Source organism: Variovorax sp. ZS18.2.2, assembly GCF_024701975.1.
Lineage (GTDB): Bacteria > Pseudomonadota > Gammaproteobacteria > Burkholderiales > Burkholderiaceae_C > Variovorax.
Window position 1 is genome coordinate 260,192 of sequence record NZ_JANLNM010000006.1, and the last position, 18,965, is coordinate 279,156.

Genomic DNA, 18,965 nt, shown 5'->3' on the forward strand with positions numbered 1-18,965 from the left:
CGATGAGCAGCTACAGCATTGCCACCATTCCCGGCGACGGCATCGGCAAGGAAGTGATCCCGGCCGGGCGTGAAGTGATGGAGGCGCTGGCCGCGGCCTCGGGCGGCACGTTGCACTTCGCCTTCGAAGACTTCGGCTGGGGCGGCGACTGGTACCGCGCGCACGGCGAGATGATGCCGGCCGACGGCCTTGACGCACTGCGCGGCAAGGACGCCATCCTCTTCGGCTCCGCGGGCGATCCGCACATTCCCGACCACATCACGCTGTGGGGCCTGCGCCTGAAGATCTGCCAGGGCTTCGACCAGTACGCCAACGTGCGGCCCACACGCATCCTGCCGGGCATCGACGGTCCGCTCAAGCGCTGCGCGCCGGGGCAGCTCGACTGGGTGATCGTGCGCGAGAACTCCGAGGGCGAATACGCCGGCGTCGGTGGTCGCGTGCACCAGGGCCATCCGATCGAGGCCGCGACCGATGTGAGCATGATGACCCGCGCCGGCGTCGAACGCATCATGCGGTTCGCCTTCAAGCTCGCCCGCTCGCGGCCGCGCAAGCTGCTCACCGTGGTCACCAAGAGCAACGCGCAGCGCCACGCAATGGTGATGTGGGACGAGATCGCGCTGCAGATATCCAAGGAATTTCACGACGTGACCTGGGACAAGGAACTGGTCGACGCCTGCACCGCGCGCATGGTCAACCGGCCTGCCTCGCTCGACACCATCGTCGCGACCAACCTGCACGCCGACATCCTGAGCGACCTCGCGGCCGCCCTGGCCGGCAGCCTGGGCATCGCGCCCACCGGCAACATCGATCCGGAGCGCCGCTACCCGTCGATGTTCGAGCCGATCCACGGCTCGGCCTTCGACATCATGGGCAAGGGGCTGGCGAACCCGGTCGGCACCTTCTGGTCGGTCGTGATGCTGCTTGAGCACCTTGGTGAAGCGGAGGCGGCGCACCGCGTGATGGCAGCTGTCGAGCACGTCACCGCCAACCCCTCGCTGCACACGCGCGACCTCGGCGGCAGCGCGACCACCGAGCAGGTGACGCGCGCCGTTTGCGAACACATCACGGGCGCGCGTCAGCGCCTCGCGGCCTGATTTCTTCTTCTTCACCGCAGTCACAGCGCGCCTCGATGCGCGCGGACCTCACGACCACAACGAGCCGGAGACAAGACATGGCAGCTTTCACTTTCACCCAGAAGAGTCCGAGCCGTCGCACGATGCTCCAGGCCGGCGCGACGGCGCTGGGCCTCGGCGTCGCCGCGCTGGCCTTCGCGCAGCCGGCCGCCTGGCCCACGCGGCCGATCAGCCTCGTCGTGCCGTTCCCGGCCGGCGGCACCACCGACGTACTGGCGCGTGAGCTGGCCGACAAGCTCTCGCAGTCGCTCGGTCAGCCGGTGGTGGTCGAGAGCAAGCCCGGCGCGGGCGCCACGCTCGGCGCCGACTACGTCGCGAAGGCCAGGCCCGACGGTTACACGCTGCTGATGGGCGCGGTGCACCACACCATCGCCACCAGCGTCTACAAGAAGCTGCCTTACGACTTCCAGAAAGACCTGGCACCGATCACCGTCGTGGCGATGGTGCCGAACGTGCTGGTCATCAACCCAGCCAACACGCCCGCGAAAAACGTGGCCGAGCTGGTCGCACTCGCCAAGGCCGCGCCCGACAAGCTGGCCTACGGCTCGAACGGCAACGGCACGGCGCAGCACCTGATCGGCACGCAGTTCCAGGCCAGCACCGGCACCACGCTGCTGCACGTGCCCTACAAAGGCAGTGGCCCGCTGACCACCGACCTGCTCGGCGGGCAGGTGGCGATGTCCTTCGACACCATCACGCCGGTGCTGCAGCACATCAAGGGCGGCAAGCTGCGCGCGCTGGCCGTGACCACGGCGCGCCGCTCGTCGGTGCTGCCCGACGTGCCCACGCTCGAAGAGGCGGACCTCAAGGGCTTCGACATCGGCACCTGGTTCGGCGTGCTCGCGCCGGCCGCGACGCCCAAGGACATCGTCGCGCGGCTCAACGCCGAGATGGTGAAGATCATCAAGTCGCCCGACTTCGCGCAACGCATGCAGGCCATCGGTGCGGAGCCGCTAGGTGGTTCGCCTGATGACATGGCGCGACAGATCCGCGAGGAAACCGCGAGATTCGCGAAGTTGGTGAAAGAAGGTGGTGTGGCGATCGACTAGAGCGACGCGCATCGTTACCAGTGCGTCACACACTGGTGGTGCAGGTGCCTCACTGAGGCCATAGGATCGGGGCTTCCGCATTCACCGCCATCCTGCACATGTTCATCGTCACCCTCACCTACACCCGTCCCCTCGAAGAAGTCGATTCGCTGATGGACCCGCACATGGTGTGGCTCAAGAAGCACTACGAGAGCGGCCTGTTCGTGGCCTCGGGCCGGCAGGTGCCGCGCACGGGTGGTGTGATCCTCGCGCGGTCGGGCGATCGCGAGGCACTGGAAGCGGTGCTGGCGCGCGACCCGTTCGTGCAGGGCGGCGTGGCGCGCGTGGACGTGACGGAGTTCGTCCCCAGCATGACCGCCCCGAGCATCGAGATCCTGAAGACGTTCTGATTTTTCCCAGGACGTCTTTTTTCGCTCAAGCCCCAGGCACTTCTTCGCGTCCGCCCGGATGCCGCGCAAAGCGCGCGGCCTTGGCGTCATGCACCGGTGCCGCGTCGTCCCATGGCCAGCCGCCGAACTGCGTGCGGCGGTAGTCGGCCATGGTCTGGCTGATTTCGGCCTGCGTGTTCATCACAAAGGGGCCGTACTGCGCCACCGGCTCGGCGATCGGGCGGCCCTGCAGCACGAGGAACTCGCTCTCGTCGTCGCCGTTGACCAGCTCGACGGCCGCGTCCGCGCGCAGCTCGACCGCCACCGGCCCTTCGATGCGTTGGCCGGCGATCTGCGCCACCGCGCCCTTGAAGAAATAGAGCATCCGCCGCGTGCCTTCGCCCGCAGCGGCCGGCAGCGTCCATTGCGCGCCGGGCGTCATCCTGATCGTCCAGATCGCCACGTCGGCATCGGCCTGCGCGGCCCATGACGCGGGCGGCGGCGCGAGCGGCTGGATCGGATCCTGCCCGTTGACCGCGTCGCCGAGCCGGCCCGCGATGACGGCCACCTCGGTGCGGCCGCCCTTCGCGTCGTCCGAGGCGAAGCGCGGAATCGCGTCCGACCAGAACATCGTGAAGTGCGGCTCGGCCATCTTGTTCCTGGCCGGCAGGTTGAGCCAGATCTGGAACAGCTCCAGCGGATTGGGCGCGCCCGCGTCGAGCAGCGGGAACATCTCCGAATGCACGATGCCCTTGCCGGCCGTGAGCCACTGCACATCACCGCCGCCGAAGCGCGCGGTGGCGCCCAGCGAATCGGAGTGATCGACCAGGCCCTTGCGCACGATGGTCACCGTCTCGAAGCCGCGGTGCGGGTGCGAGGGAAAGCCCGGCACCGTGTCGCCGTGGTACATGCTCCAGCCGTCCTTGCGGCTGAAGTCCTGGCCGATCTGGCGGCCGGCCAGCGAGGCCTCGGGGCCCATGTGCCCGTTGGCCTTCGGGTAGGCGTCGTCGTGATAGACGCAGAACAGGAACGGGTCGATCGTCTGCCAGGGGAAGCCGAGCGGCTTGACCTGGACGATGGGGCCCTTGTTGTTGTCGGACATAGCGATATTCCTTTCCATGGGGAGCTCGGCCGATGATGCCGTGCCAGTGCCAGGAATATCGGGGCGCCGCCGTCTTCCGGTAGGGGCCTTGCCTGCAACAGTGAAGAGCGCGTATGGAACGATGGGCATCGCGCTTTCCTGTTCTTTTTCTTCAGCGCATCAGGCGTTCTGGTGCGGCACGACGGCGTTGGGGTCCATGTACATCAGTTCCCAGAGGTGGCCGTCGATGTCCTGGAAGCCGTGGCCGTACATGAAGCCGTAGTCCTGCGGTTCGCGCGGCGTGGTGCCGCCCGCGGCCACAGCCTTGGCGACCAGCGCGTCGACCTCGGCACGGCTCTCGCACGAGAGGCACACCAGCACCTCGGTGCTCTTGCTCGTGTCGGTGATGCTCTTGGTGGTGAAGGTCTTGAAGAAGTCCTCGACCAGCAGCATCGCGAAGATGCTGTCCTTCTCGATCACCATGCACGCGGCGTTGGCGTCGGTGAACTGCGCGTTGAAGGTGTAGCCCAGCGCGGCGAAGAACGTCTTGGTCTTCTCGAGGTTCTTGACGGGGAGGTTCACGAAGATCTGCTTGTTGGCCATGGTGTTTCCTGTGTCGATGAAGGGTTGGATCTGGAGGTTTGCCGGTGTCTTGTGTACACCGTCCACAAAAGATACCAAAGAAAATGGACGGCGTCCACATGATTTTTCGAATCTTTGTTTTTGCCCGGTCTGGCCCTTGGGGGATTGCGTCCGGGCCGAAGAAGGCGGGGCATCATGGCCGCCATGGAAATCGAGTTCAAGTTTCAGATCCCGGCCGACCGGCTGAAGGCCGTCGAGACCGCAATGCGGCGCGGCGCCGTCGTGCGCACCCGCCTGCAGGCGCGCTATTTCGACACCGCCGACCAGGCGCTCGCCGCCGAGGGCATCGTGCTGCGGCTGCGCAAGGAAGGACGGCGCTGGGTGCAGACCGTCAAGGCGACGGGTGACAACGCGCTGCACCGGCTGGAGCACAACGTCGACCTGGGCACCGCCGCCGCATCGCCGGCCATCGACCCGCAGCGCCACCAGGGCACGCCCGTGGGCGACCGGCTCGCCAAGGTGCTGGCCGCGAGCGGTGCTGCGCCGCTGGTGGAGCGGCAGTCCACCGACATCGTGCGGCTCACGCGCGACGTGCGCGTCACCGGGCCCGGCGGCGCGGTCGTGGAGATGGCGCTCGATGTCGGCAAGGTCGTGGCTTACGCGGGCACGGCCGACCAGTGCGAGTCGCCCGTCTGCGAGCTGGAACTCGAACTCAAGCGCGGCGACGTGCAGGGGCTCGTGTCCCTCGCGCGCCGCTGGTCGCAGCAGCACGGGCTGTGGTTCAGCACCGTGTCCAAGGCCGAGCGCGGCGCGCGGCTGCTGGCGAAGGTCGAGGTCGTGCCGGCCGTGAAGGCTGCGACACCCCGCTTCCCCGAAGGAAAAGACAAGCTCGACGGCCGCGCCATCCAGCAGGCCGTGGTCGCGTCGTGCCTCGCGCAGATGCTGCCCAACGCCAGCGAGATCGCCGCGGGCAGCAGCGATGAAGAACAGATCCACCAGCTGCGCATCGGCATCCGGCGCCTGCGCACCGCGCTGCGCGAACTGGCGGAATTGGATGCGGGCACCGGTCTTTTCGACGTGGCCGCATGGGAGCCGCCGCTCGTCGAAGCCTTCCGCGCACTCGGCGATCTGCGTGACCGCGAGCAGGTGGTGAAGCTGGCGCAGCCGCAACTGCGCGAAGCCGGCGCGCCCGAGTTCGATCCGCTGGCGGGCGACGAAGCGGCGGCCGATGTACGGTCGTCCGGCGATATCGTGCGTGCCCCGGCGTTCCAGTCGGTGCTGGTTTCGCTGATCGGTTTCACCGCGGCAGCGCCACCGGCAGAACCCGCGCCGAAGGCCACTACCGATGCCGAAGCAACCGACGAAGCCCCTCCAGCGCCGACCCCGATGAGCCTCGGCGACGCCCGCCGCCTCCTGCGCAAGCGCCTTCAGCACCTGCACAAACAGGCGGTGCGCGACGGCAAGCGTTTCGAGTCGCTCGACACCGAAAGCCAGCACCGCGTGCGCAAGCGGCTCAAGCGCCTGCGCTACCTCGCCGAGTTCGTCGCGCCGCTGTTCGAGGCGGAGGGAAAGTCGTCGTCGTCAGCCGCCGAGCGCTATCTGAAGTACCTGCGTCCCGCGCAGGACGCGCTGGGCGAATTCAACGACGAAGCCGTCGCGCTCGCGCTCTACCGCGAAGCCACGGCGCGCGATGGGCGCGCGTGGTTTGCGGTGGGATGGTTCACCGCGAGGCATGAAGCCCACGCCAAGGCTTGCCGCAAGGCGCTGGGCGGGATCGAGGAGGCGCCGCGGTTCTGGAAGAAGGCGGCACGCCCCCGCTGACGCGAAAGGGCGAAGGATCAGTGATGGTGCCCGTGCGCACCATGCACATGCCGGTGCTCGATTTCCACCGGCAGCGCCGCACGCACGTCCGTCACCTGCAGGCTGAACTTCAGCGCCTTGCCGGCCCATGGATGGTTGCCGTCGAGCAGCACGACCAGGCCCTTGATCTTGGTCACGGTGAAGACGTGCTCGGTGCCATCGTCGAGCCGGCCCTGAAGCTGCCCGCCCACCTTCACGCCCGGCGGAAATTCGGTCTTGGGGATGGTGCGCACCAGCGCTTCGTCGCGCTGGCCGAAGGCGTCTTCGGGGGAGAGGTTCAGAACGGTCTGGTAACCCTGTTCCTTGCCGTCGAGCGCTTCCTCGATCTTGGGCAGGGTGTTCTCGTAACCGCCATGCAGGTAGGCCATCGGCTCGGGGCTGGCTTCGATGAGCTTGCCCTGGGCATCGGAGACTCTGTACTTGATGGTGACGACGGTGTCTTTTTCGATTTTCATGCGGGCATTTTCTGTGGAAACCGATTCACCGTCGAAGCTAGGCTTTCCACGACTTGAACGCGTCCGGCAGCGTCTCCACCGTACTCAACTTCTCCATCACCATCTCAATAAACGCCGACACCGCCAGCGGCAGGTGCTTCCGACTCGGATACAGCACGCTCAACCCCTGCCCCGTGCGCTGGTATTGCGGCAGCACCGGCACCAGCCGCCTCGCCTCCACATCCAGCCGCCCCATCGACGGCGGCAACAGCGCGATCCCAAGACCGGCCACCGCTGCCCTTCTCAGCGCCTGCGCCGTATTCCCGCTGAAGCGCCCACTGACCTGCACTTCCTCCTCCACCCCGTCCGGCCCGGTCATTCGCCACGTCGCCCGCCCGCTCGGATGCGCTGCCGTCACGCAGTCGTGATCCGCCAGCTCCTGCAGCGTCGCTGGCGCCCCGCGCGCGGCGACGTACGCGGGGCTCGCCACCATCCCATCCGTGCGCGGCCCCAGCAACTTGCGCCCGACATAGCCTGAATCCGGCAGCGCCCCGCCGCGAAACGCCACGTCGATCTGATCGGCGATCAGGTCGGCCTTCGCATCGCTCAGCACGAAGTCGACGCGCACCAGCGGATTCGCCGCCAGGAAGTCCGCCACCCACTCCATCGGAAAGAAGTCGAAGAAATCCGCCGTCGCCGCCACGCGCACGAGCCCGCTGGGTTCCTGGCTGCCGGTGATCAGCGCCTGCCCGGCATCGACCAGCCCATCGACCGCCCCCGCGCAGCGTTCGTGAAACGCCTGCCCGGCGCTCGTGAGCGTCAGCTTGCGGGTCGAGCGCTGCATCAGCCGCGTGCCCAGCTGCGCCTCGAGCTGCTGGATGCGCCGGCTCACGGTGTTGGGCGGCAGGCCGAGGCGCCGGGCGGCTTCGGCAAAGCTGCCGTAGCGCACCACCTGCACGAACATGGCGATGTCGTTGAGGTCGAGCATGGGGTTGATTCCTTCGATGGATGGACGAGTGCAATCCGACTCTACCGTCTAGTCGATCAATGGGTGCGACCCTAACCTTGTGCCCATGACTACTTCATCCTCTCTTTCTCCCCTCCAGCGCCGCATCGTCTGGGGCGTTCGCATCCTCCTGGCGCTGGCTTTCGGCGCAGCCGGCCTCTCCAAGCTGGCCGGCGTGCCGCAGATGGTCCAGGTGTTCGATGCGATCGGCTTCGGCCAGTGGTTCCTCTATGTGACGGGCGTGGTCGAGGTCGGCGGCGCGCTGCTGCTGCTCGTGCCCGCGACTGGCTTCTTCGGCGGGCTGCTGCTGGCCGTGACCATGGCCTGTGCCGTGGCCACGCACCTCGTGCTGATCGGCGGCAACCCGGCGCCGGCCATCGTTCTCGCGCTGCTGTCGGCTTTCGTGGCGTGGCGGCTGCGGCCCGTGCCGCGGCCGGCGGCCATCGCGGCCTGATCCCTCTTCTTCCTCATCCCCCATTCAGGAGTACTTCATGACCCAACAACAACCCCGCATCGGCATCATCCTCGGCTCGACCCGCGAAGGCCGCTTCGGCGAGAAGCCTGCGCAGTGGATCCACGAGATCGCGAAGCAGCGCACCGACCTCGCCTTCGAGCTGGTCGACCTGCGCGACCATCCGCTGCCCTTCTTCAACGAAGCCGGCGCGCCCGCCTGGGGCCCGGTGAAGAACGAGGCCGCGCAGCGCTGGCAGGCCAAGCTCGCGACCTTCGACGGCCTGGTCGTCGTCACGCCCGAATACAACCACGGCCCGAGCGCGGTGCTGAAGAACGCGATCGACTGGGCCTACAAGGAGTTCGTGCGCAAGCCCATCGGCTTCGTGGGCTACGGCGGCGTGGGCGCGGCGCGCGCGGTGGAGCAGCTGCGGCTGGTCGCGGTCGAGATGCAGATGGCGCCGGTGCGCAACGCGGTGCACATCGGCATGGTCGAGTTCCTGGGCATCTGGCAGCAGGGCAAGAGCTTCGACGACTTCCCGCACCTTGCGCAGTCCGCCTCCGGCATGCTGGACGACCTCGCGTGGTGGACCCGGGCGCTGAAGACAGCGAGGGAGGCCGCATGACCACAGCTATTGCCACTGAAGCCCGCGCCATCGTCTACCGCACGCGCGGCGCGCAGCACGGGCCGATCACGCGGCTCATGAGCCCGGGCGACCTGGGCGAATTCCTCAAGCCCTTCGTGTTCCTGGACCTGTTCGGCTTCGATGTCGGCGGCGGCCACAAGGGCTTCGGCATGCACCCGCACTCGGGCATCGCGACGCTGACCTGGCTGATCGAAGGCGACACGCTGTACGAAGACACGACCGGTGAGCAGGGCGTGCTGCGCGGCGGCGGCGTCGAGTGGATGCGCGCGGGCAACGGCGTGTGGCACACCGGCGCGCCCGCGCCGGACGTGAAGCGCGTGCGCGGCTTCCAGCTCTGGGTGGCGCTGCCGGCCTCGGAAGAAAACGCGCCGGCGCAAAGCATCTACCTCGCGCCCTCGCAGGTGCCGCAGGAGGGCCCGGCGCGCGTGCTGCTCGGGCGCTATGGCGCGGCGCAGAGCGCCATTCCGGCACCGGCGCCAATGAACTACCTGGCCGTGCAACTGAAGGACGGCGAGCACTGGCGCTACACGCCGCCGGCCGGCCACACGGTGGGCTGGGTCGCGGTCAATGCGGGTCGGCTCGATGCAGGCGGGCCCATCGACACCGGCGAACTCGCGGTGTTCGAGGAGTCCGGCGAGGCCATCGATTTCACGGCCCGCGGCGACGTGTCCTTCGTGCTGGGCTCGGCCGTGAAGCATCCGCACGAACTGGTGATGGGCCATTACTCGGTCCACACCAGCAAGGCGACGCTGGACCAGGGCGAGGCCGAGATCCGGCGCATCGGTGCACGGCTGCGTCAGGAAGGGCGCCTGGCCTAGCACTTCATCGGTGCGCCCGCGCGCACGAACGACGACCTCCAGCCACGCCGACGGCGCGCACTTTCTTGTGCGCGCCGTCGGCGTTTTGGCGTTTCTCTCCTCGCACGCCGCCATTTCTCCGGCCGCCGACCCTTGCACCAAGGGCTTACCCCATGGGGCGGGCTTGCAAATTGCTTAAGACTGTCGCGGGTCAACTGTCGACAGCTTACAAGTTGATCCGATGAACCCGAACAAGGTGCCGACGACTCCCCGCCGGGCCTGAAAAAGGAACGCGATATGCAATTGCAGGCAGTGGACCGCAAGGCCCCACCCGTTTCCGTCTCCGCCTCCCACGCCGAGCGCCAGGTCCGCGAAGACCTGGCCGCGGCCTACCGTCTGGTGGCGCACTACGGCATGGACGACAGCATCTACACGCACATCTCGGCGCGTGTGCCCGGAACCGAAGACCAGTTCCTGATCAACCCCTTCGGCATGCTGTTCCGCGACATCACGGCTTCGTCGCTGGTCAAGATCGACCTGGCGGGCCGCATCCTCGACGACTCGCCCCACGACGTGAACCCGGCCGGTTTCACCATCCACAGCGCCGTGCACGCGGCGCGCCACGACGCGGCCTGCGTGCTGCACACGCACACGGTGGCGGGCGTGGCGGTGTCCTCGCTCGCCGGCGGGCTGCAGCCCTGCAACCAGTGGGCGCTGCAGTTCTACCAGCGCGTGGTCTATCACGACTTCGAGGGCATCGCCCTCGACCCCGAGGAGCGCGAGCGCCTGGTGGCCGACCTGGGCCCGACGGCCCGTGCGCTGATCCTGCGCAACCACGGCCTGGTCACGCTGGGCCGCACGGTGTCCGAAGCCTTCATCCTGATGCTGAACCTGGAGCGCGCCTGCCGCGTGCAGGTGGCCATCCAGTCGAGCGGCCTGCCGGTGTACCCGGTGCCGGCCGAGGTCTGCGAGAAGACCGCGCAGCAGTACGAGGCCGGTGGCGGCAGCGACCTGCCCGGCCATTCCGACCCGAATGCGCGCGAATGGCGCGCGATGCTGCAGCGGATCGAGCCCGCACCGGCCACGTCGTTCCGCGACTGATCCGCCATTCCCCCGTTTTCCCCTCCCGTCCCCCTGACCCTGTCCACCACCTCGAAAGAGCCAGAAGGAGTTCGCCCTCATGAAACGTCGCAACCTCATCCAGATGGGTGCCGCTGCCACCGCCGGCCTGACGCTGGCCGGCGTTCCCCTGCACCTTCTGGCCGCGGGCAGGAAGGGCGGCGTGATCAACGCCGTCGTCCAGCCCGAGCCGCCGGGGCTGATGCTGGGCATCACGCAGAACGGCCCGACGCAGATGATCTCCGGGAACATCTACGAAGGCCTGCTGCGCTACGACGAGAAGATCAACCCGCTGCCTTCGCTGGCCACCGCGTGGACCGTCAACAAGGAAGGCACGCTCTACACCTTCAAGCTCAAGCCCGGCGTCACCTGGCATGACGGCAAGCCTTTCACCTCGGCCGACGTGGTGTTCTCGGCCGACGTGTTCCTGCGCAAGACGCACGCCCGCCTGCGCGCCAACCTGGCTGCGGTGGAAAGCATCCGCGCCATCGATCCGCTGACGGTCGAGTTCAAGCTCAAGTACCCCTTTGGCCCTTTCATCGGCATCTTCGAGGTCGGCAGCATGCCGATGGTGCCCAAGCACATCTACGACGGCACCGACTTCGCGACCAACCCCGCCAATGCCACGCCCATCGGCACCGGGCCGTTCAAGTTCAAGGAATGGGTCAAGGGCTCGTACATCCAGCTCGTGGCCAACGACAAGTACCACGTGAAGGACGTGCCGCTGGTCGACAGCGTCTACTTCCACGTCATTCCCGATGCGGCCTCGCGCGCGGCGGCCTTCGAATCGGGCAAGGTCGACCTGGTGCCGGGCGGCGCGGTCGAATACTTCGACGTGCTGCGCCTGTCCAAGCTGCCCGGCGTTGCGGTCACCACCAAGGGCTGGGAGTTCTTCGCGCCGCATTCGTGGCTGTGGCTCAACAACCGCAAGGCGCCGATGGACAAGGTCAAGTTCCGCCAGGCCGTGATGTTCGCCATGGACCGCGAGGCCATGGCCAAGATCGCGTGGCAGGGCTTCGCCAAGCCGGCGACCGGACCGTTCAACAGCAACATCAAGTTCTACAGCACCGACGTCGCCAAGTACCCGCGCAACATCGAGACGGCCAAAAAGCTGCTCGCCGAATCGGGCTACAAGGGCGAGACCCTGCGGCTGCTGCCGCTGCCCTACGGCGAGACCTGGTCGCGCCAGGCCGAGATCCTGAAGCAGAACCTGGCCCAGGCCGGCATCAAGGTCGAGATGACCGCCACCGACGTGGCGGGCTGGAACCAGCGCCTCAACGACTGGGACTACGACCTTGCCTTCACCTACGTCTACCAGTACGGCGACCCGGCCCTGGGCGTGGCGCGCAACTACACCACCGCCAACATCGCCAAGGGCTCGCCCTTCAACAACGTCGAGGGCTATTCCAACCCGAAGGTCGACGAGCTGTTCGATTCGGGCGCGCGCGAGACCGACCCAGAGAAGCGCAAGGCCATCTACCTGCAGGCGCAGAAGATCCTGCTCGACGAGGTGCCGGTGGCCTGGATGCTGGAGCTCAACTTCCCGACGCTCTACCGCACCAAGCTCGGCAACATCATCAGCTCGGGCATCGGGCTGAACGACAGCCTCGGTACGGCATCGGTCGCATGACGGCACGCCAGCAAGCGCAACACGGGAGCCGCAGATGAAACGCACGCAGTTCATGCTTGCCCGCGTGCTGCAGGGCCTGGTGGCGATCCTGCTGATCGCCACGGTCAACTTCATGCTGGTGAGGGCCGCGCCGGGCGATCCGGTGTCGGTGCTGGCCGGCGAGGCCGGCGCGTCCGATCCGCAGTTCGTCGCGCAGCTGCGCGCGCAGTTCGGGCTCGACCAGCCGCTGTCGACGCAGCTCGCAACCTACGTCGGCAAGGTGGTGCAGCTCGACCTCGGCTACTCGTACCGCCAGCAGCAGCCGGTGCTGAAACTCATCATGGACCGGCTGCCGGCCACGCTGCTGCTCACCGGCACGGCCTTCGCGCTCTCGCTGCTGTTCGGCATCACATTGGGCGCGTTGTCGGCGCGGCGCGCGGGCACCTGGGTCGACAGCGCCATCACCGTGGTGGCGCTGCTGTTCTATGCCACGCCGCTCTACTGGCTCGCGCTGATGGCGGTGCTGGTGTTCACGGTGCAGCTCGAATGGCTGCCGGGCTTCGGCCTCATGACCGTGGGCTCGGGCGCCACCGGCTTCGCGCTGGTGCTCGATGTGGCCAGGCACCTGGTGCTGCCGGCGCTCACGCTCGCACTGTTCTACATGGCCGTCTATGCGCGCATGACGCGCGCCGCGATGCTCGAGGTGGCGCAGATGGACTTCGTGAAAACCGCGCGCGCCAAGGGCGTTCGGCCCGGCCGCATCCTGCGCGCCCACGTGCTGCGCAACGCGCTGCTGCCGGTGGTCACGCTCGCGGGCATCCAGGCCGGCGGGATGATCGGCGGCGCCGTGCTCACCGAGACCGTGTTCGCCTGGCCCGGCATCGGCCGCCTCATGTTCGACGCGCTGCTGCAGCGCGACTACAGCCTGCTGCTCGGCGCCTTCCTCGTGACGGCCGCGATGGCGGTGCTCTTCAATCTCATCACCGACCTTGTCTACACATTGGTCGACCCACGGATCGAACTGACATGACGATGAACAGTCCTTTCTGGCGGCGATTTCGGCGCAACAAGGGCGCGGTGGCCGGCATGGTCGTGCTGCTGATCGTGGCGGCGGTGGCGCTGCTCGGCCCGTGGCTCGCCACCAACGACCCGTGGGCCATGGTGGAGCAGCCCTTCGTGCGGCCCTGGACCGAGCCCGGCTTCCTGATGGGCACCGACACGCTGGGGCGCGACATCCTCTCGGGCCTGGTCTACGGCGCGCGCGTGTCGCTGCTGATCGGCGTGGTGTCCACGCTCGTGGCGCTGCTCATCGGCGTCACGCTGGGCGCGGTGGCCGGCTACTTCGGCGGCTGGATCGATGCGGCGCTGATGCGCTTCACCGAGCTGTTCCAGGCGGTGCCGAGTTTTGCGCTGGCGATCGTGCTGGTGGCGATCTTCGAGCCCTCGATCAACTCGATCGTCGTGGCCATCGCGATCGTCTCGTGGCCGCCGGTGGCGCGGCTGGTGCGCAGCGAATTCCTCACGCTGCGCCAGCGCGACTTCGTGCAGGCCGCGCTGCTCGCGGGACAGTCGACGCCGCGCATCATCCTCACGCAGATCCTGCCCAACGCCATGTCGCCGATCATCGTGATGGCCTCGCTGATGGTGGCCACCGCCATCCTGCTCGAGAGCAGCCTGAGCTTCCTGGGCCTCGGCGATCCGAACCAGATGAGCTGGGGCTACATGGTCGGCGCGGCGCGCACCGTGCTGCGCCAGGCCTGGTGGATGGCGCTGTTCCCCGGCCTGGCCATCGTGCTGACGGTGCTTGCGCTCAACCTCGTGGGCGAGGGCTTGAGCGACGGGCTCAACACGCGGCTCGACGGGAGAGGCAAATGAACGCCACCGTGACGCCGATGAAGCCCCTGCATCCCGTTCTCGACATCGTCGACCTGAGCATCTCGCTGCCCGCGGGCGCCGACCGCGCGCTGGCCGTCGAAGGCGCCACGCTTTCGGTGATGCCGGGCCAGACGCTGTGCGTGGTCGGCGAGTCGGGTTCGGGCAAATCGATGATCGCCAACGCGGTCATGGGCCTCCTGCCGCGCCCGCACGTGGCGCCGGTGGCGGGCCGCATCCTGTTCGACGGCCACGACCTGCTGCAGCTCGCCGAACCGCAGATGCGCGAGCTGCGCGGACGGCGCATCGGCATGGTGTTCCAGGAGCCGATGACCGCGCTGAACCCGGTGATGCGCATCGGCGAGCAGATCGGCGAGGTGTTCGATGCGCACGGCAGCGTGCCCGCGGCCGAGAAGCGGCGCCGCATCCTCGCGGCGCTGGTCGACGTGGGCCTGCCCGACCCCGAACTGCTGATCGACGCCTATCCCTTCCGTCTTTCGGGCGGGCAGCGCCAGCGCGTGATGATCGCGTGCGCGCTGGTGCTGGAGCCCGTGCTGCTGATCGCCGACGAGCCCACCACCGCGCTCGACGTCACCACGCAGGCGCAGATCCTCAAGCTCATCCGCGAGCTGCAGCAGCGCCGCGGTACGGCCGTGCTCTTCATCACGCACGACTTCGGCGTGGTCTCCGAAATCGCCGACCACGTGGTGGTCATGCAGACCGGGCACGTCGTCGAGTCCGGTCCGGTTGCGCAGGTGCTCGGCGCGCCGCAGCATCCCTACACGCGCAAGCTCATCGCCGCCATCCCCGACGGGAAGGCGCAGACCGTGCCGCACGACGACCTGACGCGCGTGCTGCAGGTGCAGGACCTGTGCAAGACCTACCGTTCGAGCGGCGGCCTGTTCAAGCGCGGCCGCTCGGTGCAAGCCGCCAAGGACATCAGCTTCGAACTGCACCGCGGTGAAACGCTGGGGCTGGTGGGCGAGTCGGGCTCGGGCAAGTCGAGCGTCGGGCGCTGCCTCGTGGGGCTCGCGCCCTTCGACAGCGGACGCATCATCTTCAAGGGCCGCACGCTGGCGCAGGGCAAGAACTTCCGCCGTGGCGTGGCGGGCAAGATCCAGATGGTGTTCCAGGACCCGTATGCCTCGCTCAATCCGCGCCACCGCGTGGGCGCGGCCATCGCGGGCGGGCCGATCGCGCAGGGCGTGGGCAAGGCCGAGGCGATGGCGCGCGCGATGGAGCTGCTTAAGCTCGTGGGCCTGGGCGCCGATGCGGCGCAGCGCTACCCGCACGAGTTCTCGGGCGGTCAGCGTCAGCGCATCGGCATTGCCCGCGCGCTGGCAATGCAGCCCGAGCTGCTGGTGGCCGACGAGCCGGTGTCCGCGCTCGATGTGTCGGTGCAGGCGCAGGTGCTGGAGCTCTTCGCCCAGGTGCGCGAGCAGTTCCAGCTCGCGATGGTGTTCATCACGCACGACCTGCGCGTGGCGGGCCAGATGTGCGACCGCATCGCGGTGATGCAGCGCGGCGAGGTCGTGGAGTACGGCGAAACGCAGAAGGTGCTGAACGATCCGCAGCATGCGTACACGCGCAAGCTGATCGACGCAGTGCCGCGTCTGGCGGGTCAGTCCGACGCCATGGCAAGGGTGGCCTGATGCCGTGCGTTGCGCTCCTGAGCGATGTGCTCGACATGCACTATCTCGCGCCCGCGTTCCGCGCGCATTGCCCGGACATTGACCTGCGCCTGGGCACCGACCTCGGCCCGCTCGACCAGATCGATGCCGCCGTCTGCTGGTATCCGCCGCACGGCCTGCTCGCGCAGTTGCCGCAACTGCAGCTGGTGCAGTCGCTGGCCGCGGGCGTCGACCACATCACGGCCGATCCGCAGCTGCCGCGCGCGCTGCCGCTGTGCCGCATCGTCGATCCGGAGATGGCGACCGGCATGAAGGCCTATGTGTGCTGGGCCGTGATCCAGCATCAGCGGCAGATGCCGGCCTATCTTGCGAGCGCGGCTGTCGGCGCGTGGCGGGAACAGACGATGAGCCCGCCGGGACGCCACCGCGTCGGCATCGCGGGGCTCGGCACCTTGGGGCTGGCCTGCGCCGAAGCGCTGGCCGCCATTGGCTATGCGGTGCGCGGCTGGAGTCGCAGTGCCAAGGCCGGTCTGCCGACCGGCGTCGCGGGCTTTCATGGCGATGCGCAGCTCGGCGAATTCCTCTCGGGCTGCGACACGCTGGTGTGCCTGCTGCCGCTCACGCCGCAGACGCAGGGCTTCCTCGATGCCGACCTGTTCGCGAAGCTGCCGCGCGGCGCGCACCTGATCAACGTCGGGCGCGGGGCACACTTGGTCGAAGCCGACCTGCTGCGCGCGCTCGACCGCGGCGAACTCGCCGCCGCCACGCTCGATGCCTTCACGCAGGAGCCGCTGCCGCCGGAGCATCCGTTCTGGCGCGATCCGCGCATCCTGGTCACGCCGCACATCGCCACCCGCACCGACGTGTCGGTGATCGCGCAGCAGACACTCCACAACCTCGCGCTGCTGCAGCGCGGGCAGCGACCAGCTACGGCCGTCGACCTCGAACGGGGCTACTGAGCCGCGAGGTCCGGATTCACGCATTCCCTCCCAAAACAACGGACAGGCCCATGAACGCACCCATCTCCGCTTCTGCCCTGCAATCGGCGCATGCCGAACGCGCCGCCAACGACATCGCGGCCCACCTGCATCCCTTCACCAACCTCGCGGCGCATCCGCAAGTCGATCCGCTCGTGATCCAGCGCGGCGACGGCATTTACGTGGAAGACGACCAGGGCCGCCGCTACCTGGAAGCCATGTCGGGCCTGTGGTGCGTCTCGCTGGGCTTCAGCAACGCGCGCCTGGCCAAGGCGGGCAGCGATGCGCTGCACACGCTGCCCTGCTATCACACCTTCAACCACCGCTCCAACGCCGCCGCGATCGCGCTGGCCGAAAAGTTGATTGCGATGGCGCCGGTGCCCATGTCCAAGGTGTTCTTCGCCAACTCGGGTTCCGAGGCCAACGACACCGCCGTCAAGCTGGTCTGGTACTACCACAACGCCATCGGCAAGCCCGACAAGAAGAAGATCATCGCGCGCCGCAATGCCTACCACGGCGTCACCGTGGCCGCGGCCAGCCTGAGCGGCCTCGTCACCAACCACCGCGACTTCGACCTGCCGATCGACCGCATCCTGCACGTCGACTGCCCGCACCACTACCGCTACGCCGAGCCCGGCGAAACCGAAGAGGCCTTCGCCACGCGGCTGGCCGATGCGCTGGAGCAGCGCATCCTGGCCGAAGGCCCCGACACCGTGGGCGCCTTCATCGCCGAGCCGGTCATGGGTGCCGGCGGCGTGCTGGTGCCGCCCGCCACCTACTTCGAGAAGGTGCAGGCCGTGCTGCGCAAGTACGAGGTGCTGCTGATCGCCGACGAGGTGATCTGCGGCTTCTGCCGCACCGGCGAGATGTTCGGCTCCACCACCTTCGGCCTGCGGCCCGACATCCTCACGGCCGCCAAGGCGCTGTCGTCGGGCTATGTGCCGATCTCGGCCGTCATGGTGTCCGAGAAGGTGCATGCGGCGGTGGCCGCCAACAGCGGAAAGATCGGCACCTTCGGCCATGGCTTCACCTACTCGGGCCATCCGGTGACGGCCGCGGTGGCGCTCGAAACGCTGCGCATCTACGAAGACGAAGCGGTGCTCGCGCACGTGCAGGCGCTGGCGCCGAAATTCCAGGCCGGCTTGCGCCGCTACGCCGGCCATCCGCACGTGGGCGAGGTGCGCGGCGTGGGATTTCTCGGCGCGCTCGAACTCGCAGCCGATCCGGCGAAGCGCACGCCCTTCGATCCGGCGATGAAGGCCGGCGCACGGCTGGCCGAACTCGCGCTGGCCGAGGGCCTGATCGTGCGCGCCATGGGCGATGCCGTGGCCTTCTGCCCGCCGCTCATCATCACGGCCGCGGAGGTCGACGAGATGTTCGAGCGCTTCGACCGCGCGATGGTCCGCTTCGAGGCCTCGCTGGCGTGACCACGGCAAGCGCCGCGAGCGCTGCAACGGGTCTGCGCGCGCCGGGCGCCAGGAGCACCGGCGTTGCGCTCTTCTTCTGCGCGTTGATGGCCTTTGCGAGCTACGACGCCTTCTGCAAATACATGCTGCAGTTCTACCCGGCGCCGTTCATCAACGTGATGCGCTACCTGTCGGTGATCTTCATCGCCTTCGCGATGCTGCTGCGCCATGGCGACCTGCGCATCTGGCGCGCACCGCAGAAGAAGTTGCTGCTGCTGCGCGGCACCATGCTCGCGACGGTGGCCACCTGCTTCATGACGGCCCTGATCTGGATGCCGCTGGCCGAGGCCACCGCCATCTACTTCACCGCGCCGCTGCTCATGGTGGCGCTGTCGCCCTGGCTGGTCGGCGAATCGGTGCGGCGCAGCCAGTGGGTGGCGGTGAGCGTGGGCTTTGCCGGCATGCTGCTGATCGTGCGGCCCGGCGGCAACCTGCCCTGGCTGGGCACGGTGCTGATGGCGGTGTCGGCCGTCTGCTATGCGATCTTCCAGCTGCTCACGCGGCGCCTTGCGGGGTTGGTCGCGAGCCCGGTGCAGTACGCGTACACCGCGGTGGTGTGCCTCGTCGTGACGGCGCTGCCCGCGCCCTTCTTCCTGCCCACCGAACGACCCGCCGCCGGCGCCGTGCTGTTGCTGCTTGCGGGCGGCGCCTGCAGCGGCCTTGCGCAATGGCTGTTGCTGGCGGCCTTCGAGCGCGTCGAGGCCGCCACGCTGGCGCCGCTCAACTACTTCCAGCTGCTGCTCGCGGTAGCCTTCAGCACCTTCTGGTTTCACCGGCCGCCCGACGGGCTGGCCATGGCGGGCATTGCATTGATCGTGGCGGCAGGCGTCTACCTTGCGCGGCGGCCGGTAAAAAATGGCCCCCCGCTTCCCCTCACATGACGA

19 protein-coding genes are annotated in these 18,965 nt (G+C 68.1%); 15 read left to right on the forward strand and 4 right to left on the reverse strand.

Annotated features, from left to right (window positions below):
- Positions 1 to 2 precede the first annotated feature (2 nt).
- The 3 genes from NU688_RS22805 to NU688_RS22815 all read left to right on the forward strand — a co-directional run bounded on the left by NU688_RS22805 (position 3) and on the right by NU688_RS22815 (position 2,571).
- A complete protein-coding gene (locus NU688_RS22805; RefSeq protein WP_257863081.1) occupies positions 3 to 1,094 on the forward strand; it encodes a tartrate dehydrogenase in 1,092 nt (363 codons plus the stop codon).
- A 77-nt stretch (positions 1,095 to 1,171) separates the two neighbouring features.
- Positions 1,172 to 2,182, forward strand: coding sequence for a tripartite tricarboxylate transporter substrate binding protein (locus NU688_RS22810; RefSeq protein ID WP_257863082.1), 1,011 nt, complete (start codon positions 1,172 to 1,174; stop codon positions 2,180 to 2,182).
- Positions 2,183 to 2,280: 98 nt separating this feature from the next.
- A complete protein-coding gene (locus NU688_RS22815; protein ID WP_257863083.1) occupies positions 2,281 to 2,571 on the forward strand; it encodes a YciI family protein in 291 nt (96 codons plus the stop codon).
- Positions 2,572 to 2,596: 25 nt separating this feature from the next.
- Here NU688_RS22815 and NU688_RS22820 read toward each other — a convergent pair whose 3' ends face one another.
- Positions 2,597 to 3,652, reverse strand: a complete 1,056-nt coding sequence (locus tag NU688_RS22820; RefSeq protein ID WP_257863084.1) for a pirin family protein — start codon at positions 3,650 to 3,652, stop codon at positions 2,597 to 2,599.
- 159 nt (positions 3,653 to 3,811) lie between these two features.
- The gene (locus NU688_RS22825) at positions 3,812 to 4,234 is read right to left on the reverse strand and encodes a VOC family protein (RefSeq protein WP_257863086.1); all 423 of its coding nucleotides are present in this window, start codon (positions 4,232 to 4,234) and stop codon (positions 3,812 to 3,814) included.
- A 174-nt stretch (positions 4,235 to 4,408) separates the two neighbouring features.
- Between NU688_RS22825 and NU688_RS22830 the strand changes: the two genes are divergently transcribed.
- Positions 4,409 to 6,034 (forward strand): CYTH and CHAD domain-containing protein, encoded by a 1,626-nt coding sequence (locus NU688_RS22830; protein WP_257863088.1) that lies wholly within the window; start codon positions 4,409 to 4,411, stop codon positions 6,032 to 6,034.
- A 17-nt stretch (positions 6,035 to 6,051) separates the two neighbouring features.
- On the opposite strand, the gene NU688_RS22835 is transcribed toward NU688_RS22830, so the two are convergent.
- Positions 6,052 to 6,528 carry a peptidylprolyl isomerase gene (locus NU688_RS22835; RefSeq protein WP_257863090.1) on the reverse strand — a complete coding sequence of 159 codons (477 nt, stop codon included), beginning with the start codon at positions 6,526 to 6,528 and terminating at the stop codon, positions 6,052 to 6,054.
- Positions 6,529 to 6,565: 37 nt separating this feature from the next.
- Positions 6,566 to 7,495, reverse strand: a complete 930-nt coding sequence (locus NU688_RS22840; RefSeq protein WP_257863091.1) for a LysR family transcriptional regulator — start codon at positions 7,493 to 7,495, stop codon at positions 6,566 to 6,568.
- An 85-nt stretch (positions 7,496 to 7,580) separates the two neighbouring features.
- On the opposite strand from NU688_RS22840, the gene NU688_RS22845 reads away from it, so the two are divergent.
- The 11 genes from NU688_RS22845 (at position 7,581) to NU688_RS22895 (ending at position 18,962) form a co-directional block, all read left to right on the forward strand.
- The gene (locus tag NU688_RS22845; RefSeq protein WP_257863092.1) at positions 7,581 to 7,967 is read left to right on the forward strand and encodes a DoxX family protein; all 387 of its coding nucleotides are present in this window, start codon (positions 7,581 to 7,583) and stop codon (positions 7,965 to 7,967) included.
- Positions 7,968 to 8,004: 37 nt separating this feature from the next.
- Positions 8,005 to 8,589, forward strand: coding sequence for an NADPH-dependent FMN reductase (locus NU688_RS22850; RefSeq protein WP_257863093.1), 585 nt, complete (start codon positions 8,005 to 8,007; stop codon positions 8,587 to 8,589).
- A complete protein-coding gene (locus tag NU688_RS22855; RefSeq protein WP_257863095.1) occupies positions 8,586 to 9,428 on the forward strand; it encodes a pirin family protein in 843 nt (280 codons plus the stop codon). Before NU688_RS22850 ends, NU688_RS22855 begins: the two co-directional genes overlap by 4 nt.
- Positions 9,429 to 9,704: 276 nt before the next feature.
- Entirely contained in the window at positions 9,705 to 10,508 is an 804-nt protein-coding gene (locus NU688_RS22860) for a class II aldolase/adducin family protein (protein ID WP_257863096.1), read from the forward strand.
- Between the two features lie 79 nt (positions 10,509 to 10,587).
- Positions 10,588 to 12,156, forward strand: a complete 1,569-nt coding sequence (locus tag NU688_RS22865) for an ABC transporter substrate-binding protein (protein ID WP_257863098.1) — start codon at positions 10,588 to 10,590, stop codon at positions 12,154 to 12,156.
- A gap of 34 nt (positions 12,157 to 12,190) precedes the next feature.
- A complete protein-coding gene (locus NU688_RS22870) occupies positions 12,191 to 13,165 on the forward strand; it encodes an ABC transporter permease (protein WP_257863099.1) in 975 nt (324 codons plus the stop codon).
- 2 nt (positions 13,166 to 13,167) lie between these two features.
- Positions 13,168 to 14,010: an ABC transporter permease gene (locus NU688_RS22875; RefSeq protein ID WP_374684682.1), complete on the forward strand. Its 843-nt coding sequence runs from the start codon at positions 13,168 to 13,170 to the stop codon at positions 14,008 to 14,010.
- Positions 14,007 to 15,659 (forward strand): ABC transporter ATP-binding protein, encoded by a 1,653-nt coding sequence (locus tag NU688_RS22880; RefSeq protein ID WP_257863101.1) that lies wholly within the window; start codon positions 14,007 to 14,009, stop codon positions 15,657 to 15,659. The genes NU688_RS22875 and NU688_RS22880 overlap by 4 nt, the downstream gene beginning before the upstream one ends.
- Positions 15,659 to 16,597 (forward strand): glyoxylate/hydroxypyruvate reductase A, encoded by a 939-nt coding sequence (locus NU688_RS22885; RefSeq protein ID WP_257863102.1) that lies wholly within the window; start codon positions 15,659 to 15,661, stop codon positions 16,595 to 16,597. The genes NU688_RS22880 and NU688_RS22885 overlap by 1 nt, the downstream gene beginning before the upstream one ends.
- Before the next feature lie 50 nt (positions 16,598 to 16,647).
- Positions 16,648 to 18,042 (forward strand): aspartate aminotransferase family protein, encoded by a 1,395-nt coding sequence (locus NU688_RS22890; protein ID WP_257863103.1) that lies wholly within the window; start codon positions 16,648 to 16,650, stop codon positions 18,040 to 18,042.
- Entirely contained in the window at positions 18,039 to 18,962 is a 924-nt protein-coding gene (locus NU688_RS22895; protein ID WP_374684676.1) for a DMT family transporter, read from the forward strand. The genes NU688_RS22890 and NU688_RS22895 overlap by 4 nt, the downstream gene beginning before the upstream one ends.
- The last annotated feature ends 3 nt before the right edge of the window (positions 18,963 to 18,965 follow it).

Bases quoted from the DNA above. Each gene is read 5' to 3' on its own strand.
- NU688_RS22890 (WP_257863103.1), top strand. From the start codon at position 16,648: ATGAACGCACCCATCTCCGCTTCTGCCCTGCAATCGGCGCATGCCGAA.
- NU688_RS22825 (WP_257863086.1), bottom strand. From the start codon at position 4,234: ATGGCCAACAAGCAGATCTTCGTGAACCTCCCCGTCAAGAACCTCGAG.
- NU688_RS22875 (WP_374684682.1), top strand. From the start codon at position 13,168: ATGAACAGTCCTTTCTGGCGGCGATTTCGGCGCAACAAGGGCGCGGTG.
- NU688_RS22885 (WP_257863102.1), top strand. From the start codon at position 15,659: ATGCCGTGCGTTGCGCTCCTGAGCGATGTGCTCGACATGCACTATCTC.
- NU688_RS22850 (WP_257863093.1), top strand. From the start codon at position 8,005: ATGACCCAACAACAACCCCGCATCGGCATCATCCTCGGCTCGACCCGC.
- NU688_RS22840 (WP_257863091.1), bottom strand. From the start codon at position 7,495: ATGCTCGACCTCAACGACATCGCCATGTTCGTGCAGGTGGTGCGCTAC.
- NU688_RS22865 (WP_257863098.1), top strand. From the start codon at position 10,588: ATGAAACGTCGCAACCTCATCCAGATGGGTGCCGCTGCCACCGCCGGC.
- NU688_RS22835 (WP_257863090.1), bottom strand. From the start codon at position 6,528: ATGAAAATCGAAAAAGACACCGTCGTCACCATCAAGTACAGAGTCTCC.
- NU688_RS22805 (WP_257863081.1), top strand. From the start codon at position 3: ATGAGCAGCTACAGCATTGCCACCATTCCCGGCGACGGCATCGGCAAG.
- NU688_RS22810 (WP_257863082.1), top strand. From the start codon at position 1,172: ATGGCAGCTTTCACTTTCACCCAGAAGAGTCCGAGCCGTCGCACGATG.
- NU688_RS22820 (WP_257863084.1), bottom strand. From the start codon at position 3,652: ATGTCCGACAACAACAAGGGCCCCATCGTCCAGGTCAAGCCGCTCGGC.
- NU688_RS22855 (WP_257863095.1), top strand. From the start codon at position 8,586: ATGACCACAGCTATTGCCACTGAAGCCCGCGCCATCGTCTACCGCACG.
- NU688_RS22860 (WP_257863096.1), top strand. From the start codon at position 9,705: ATGCAATTGCAGGCAGTGGACCGCAAGGCCCCACCCGTTTCCGTCTCC.
- NU688_RS22880 (WP_257863101.1), top strand. From the start codon at position 14,007: ATGAACGCCACCGTGACGCCGATGAAGCCCCTGCATCCCGTTCTCGAC.
- NU688_RS22845 (WP_257863092.1), top strand. From the start codon at position 7,581: ATGACTACTTCATCCTCTCTTTCTCCCCTCCAGCGCCGCATCGTCTGG.
- NU688_RS22830 (WP_257863088.1), top strand. From the start codon at position 4,409: ATGGCCGCCATGGAAATCGAGTTCAAGTTTCAGATCCCGGCCGACCGG.
- NU688_RS22815 (WP_257863083.1), top strand. From the start codon at position 2,281: ATGTTCATCGTCACCCTCACCTACACCCGTCCCCTCGAAGAAGTCGAT.
- NU688_RS22870 (WP_257863099.1), top strand. From the start codon at position 12,191: ATGAAACGCACGCAGTTCATGCTTGCCCGCGTGCTGCAGGGCCTGGTG.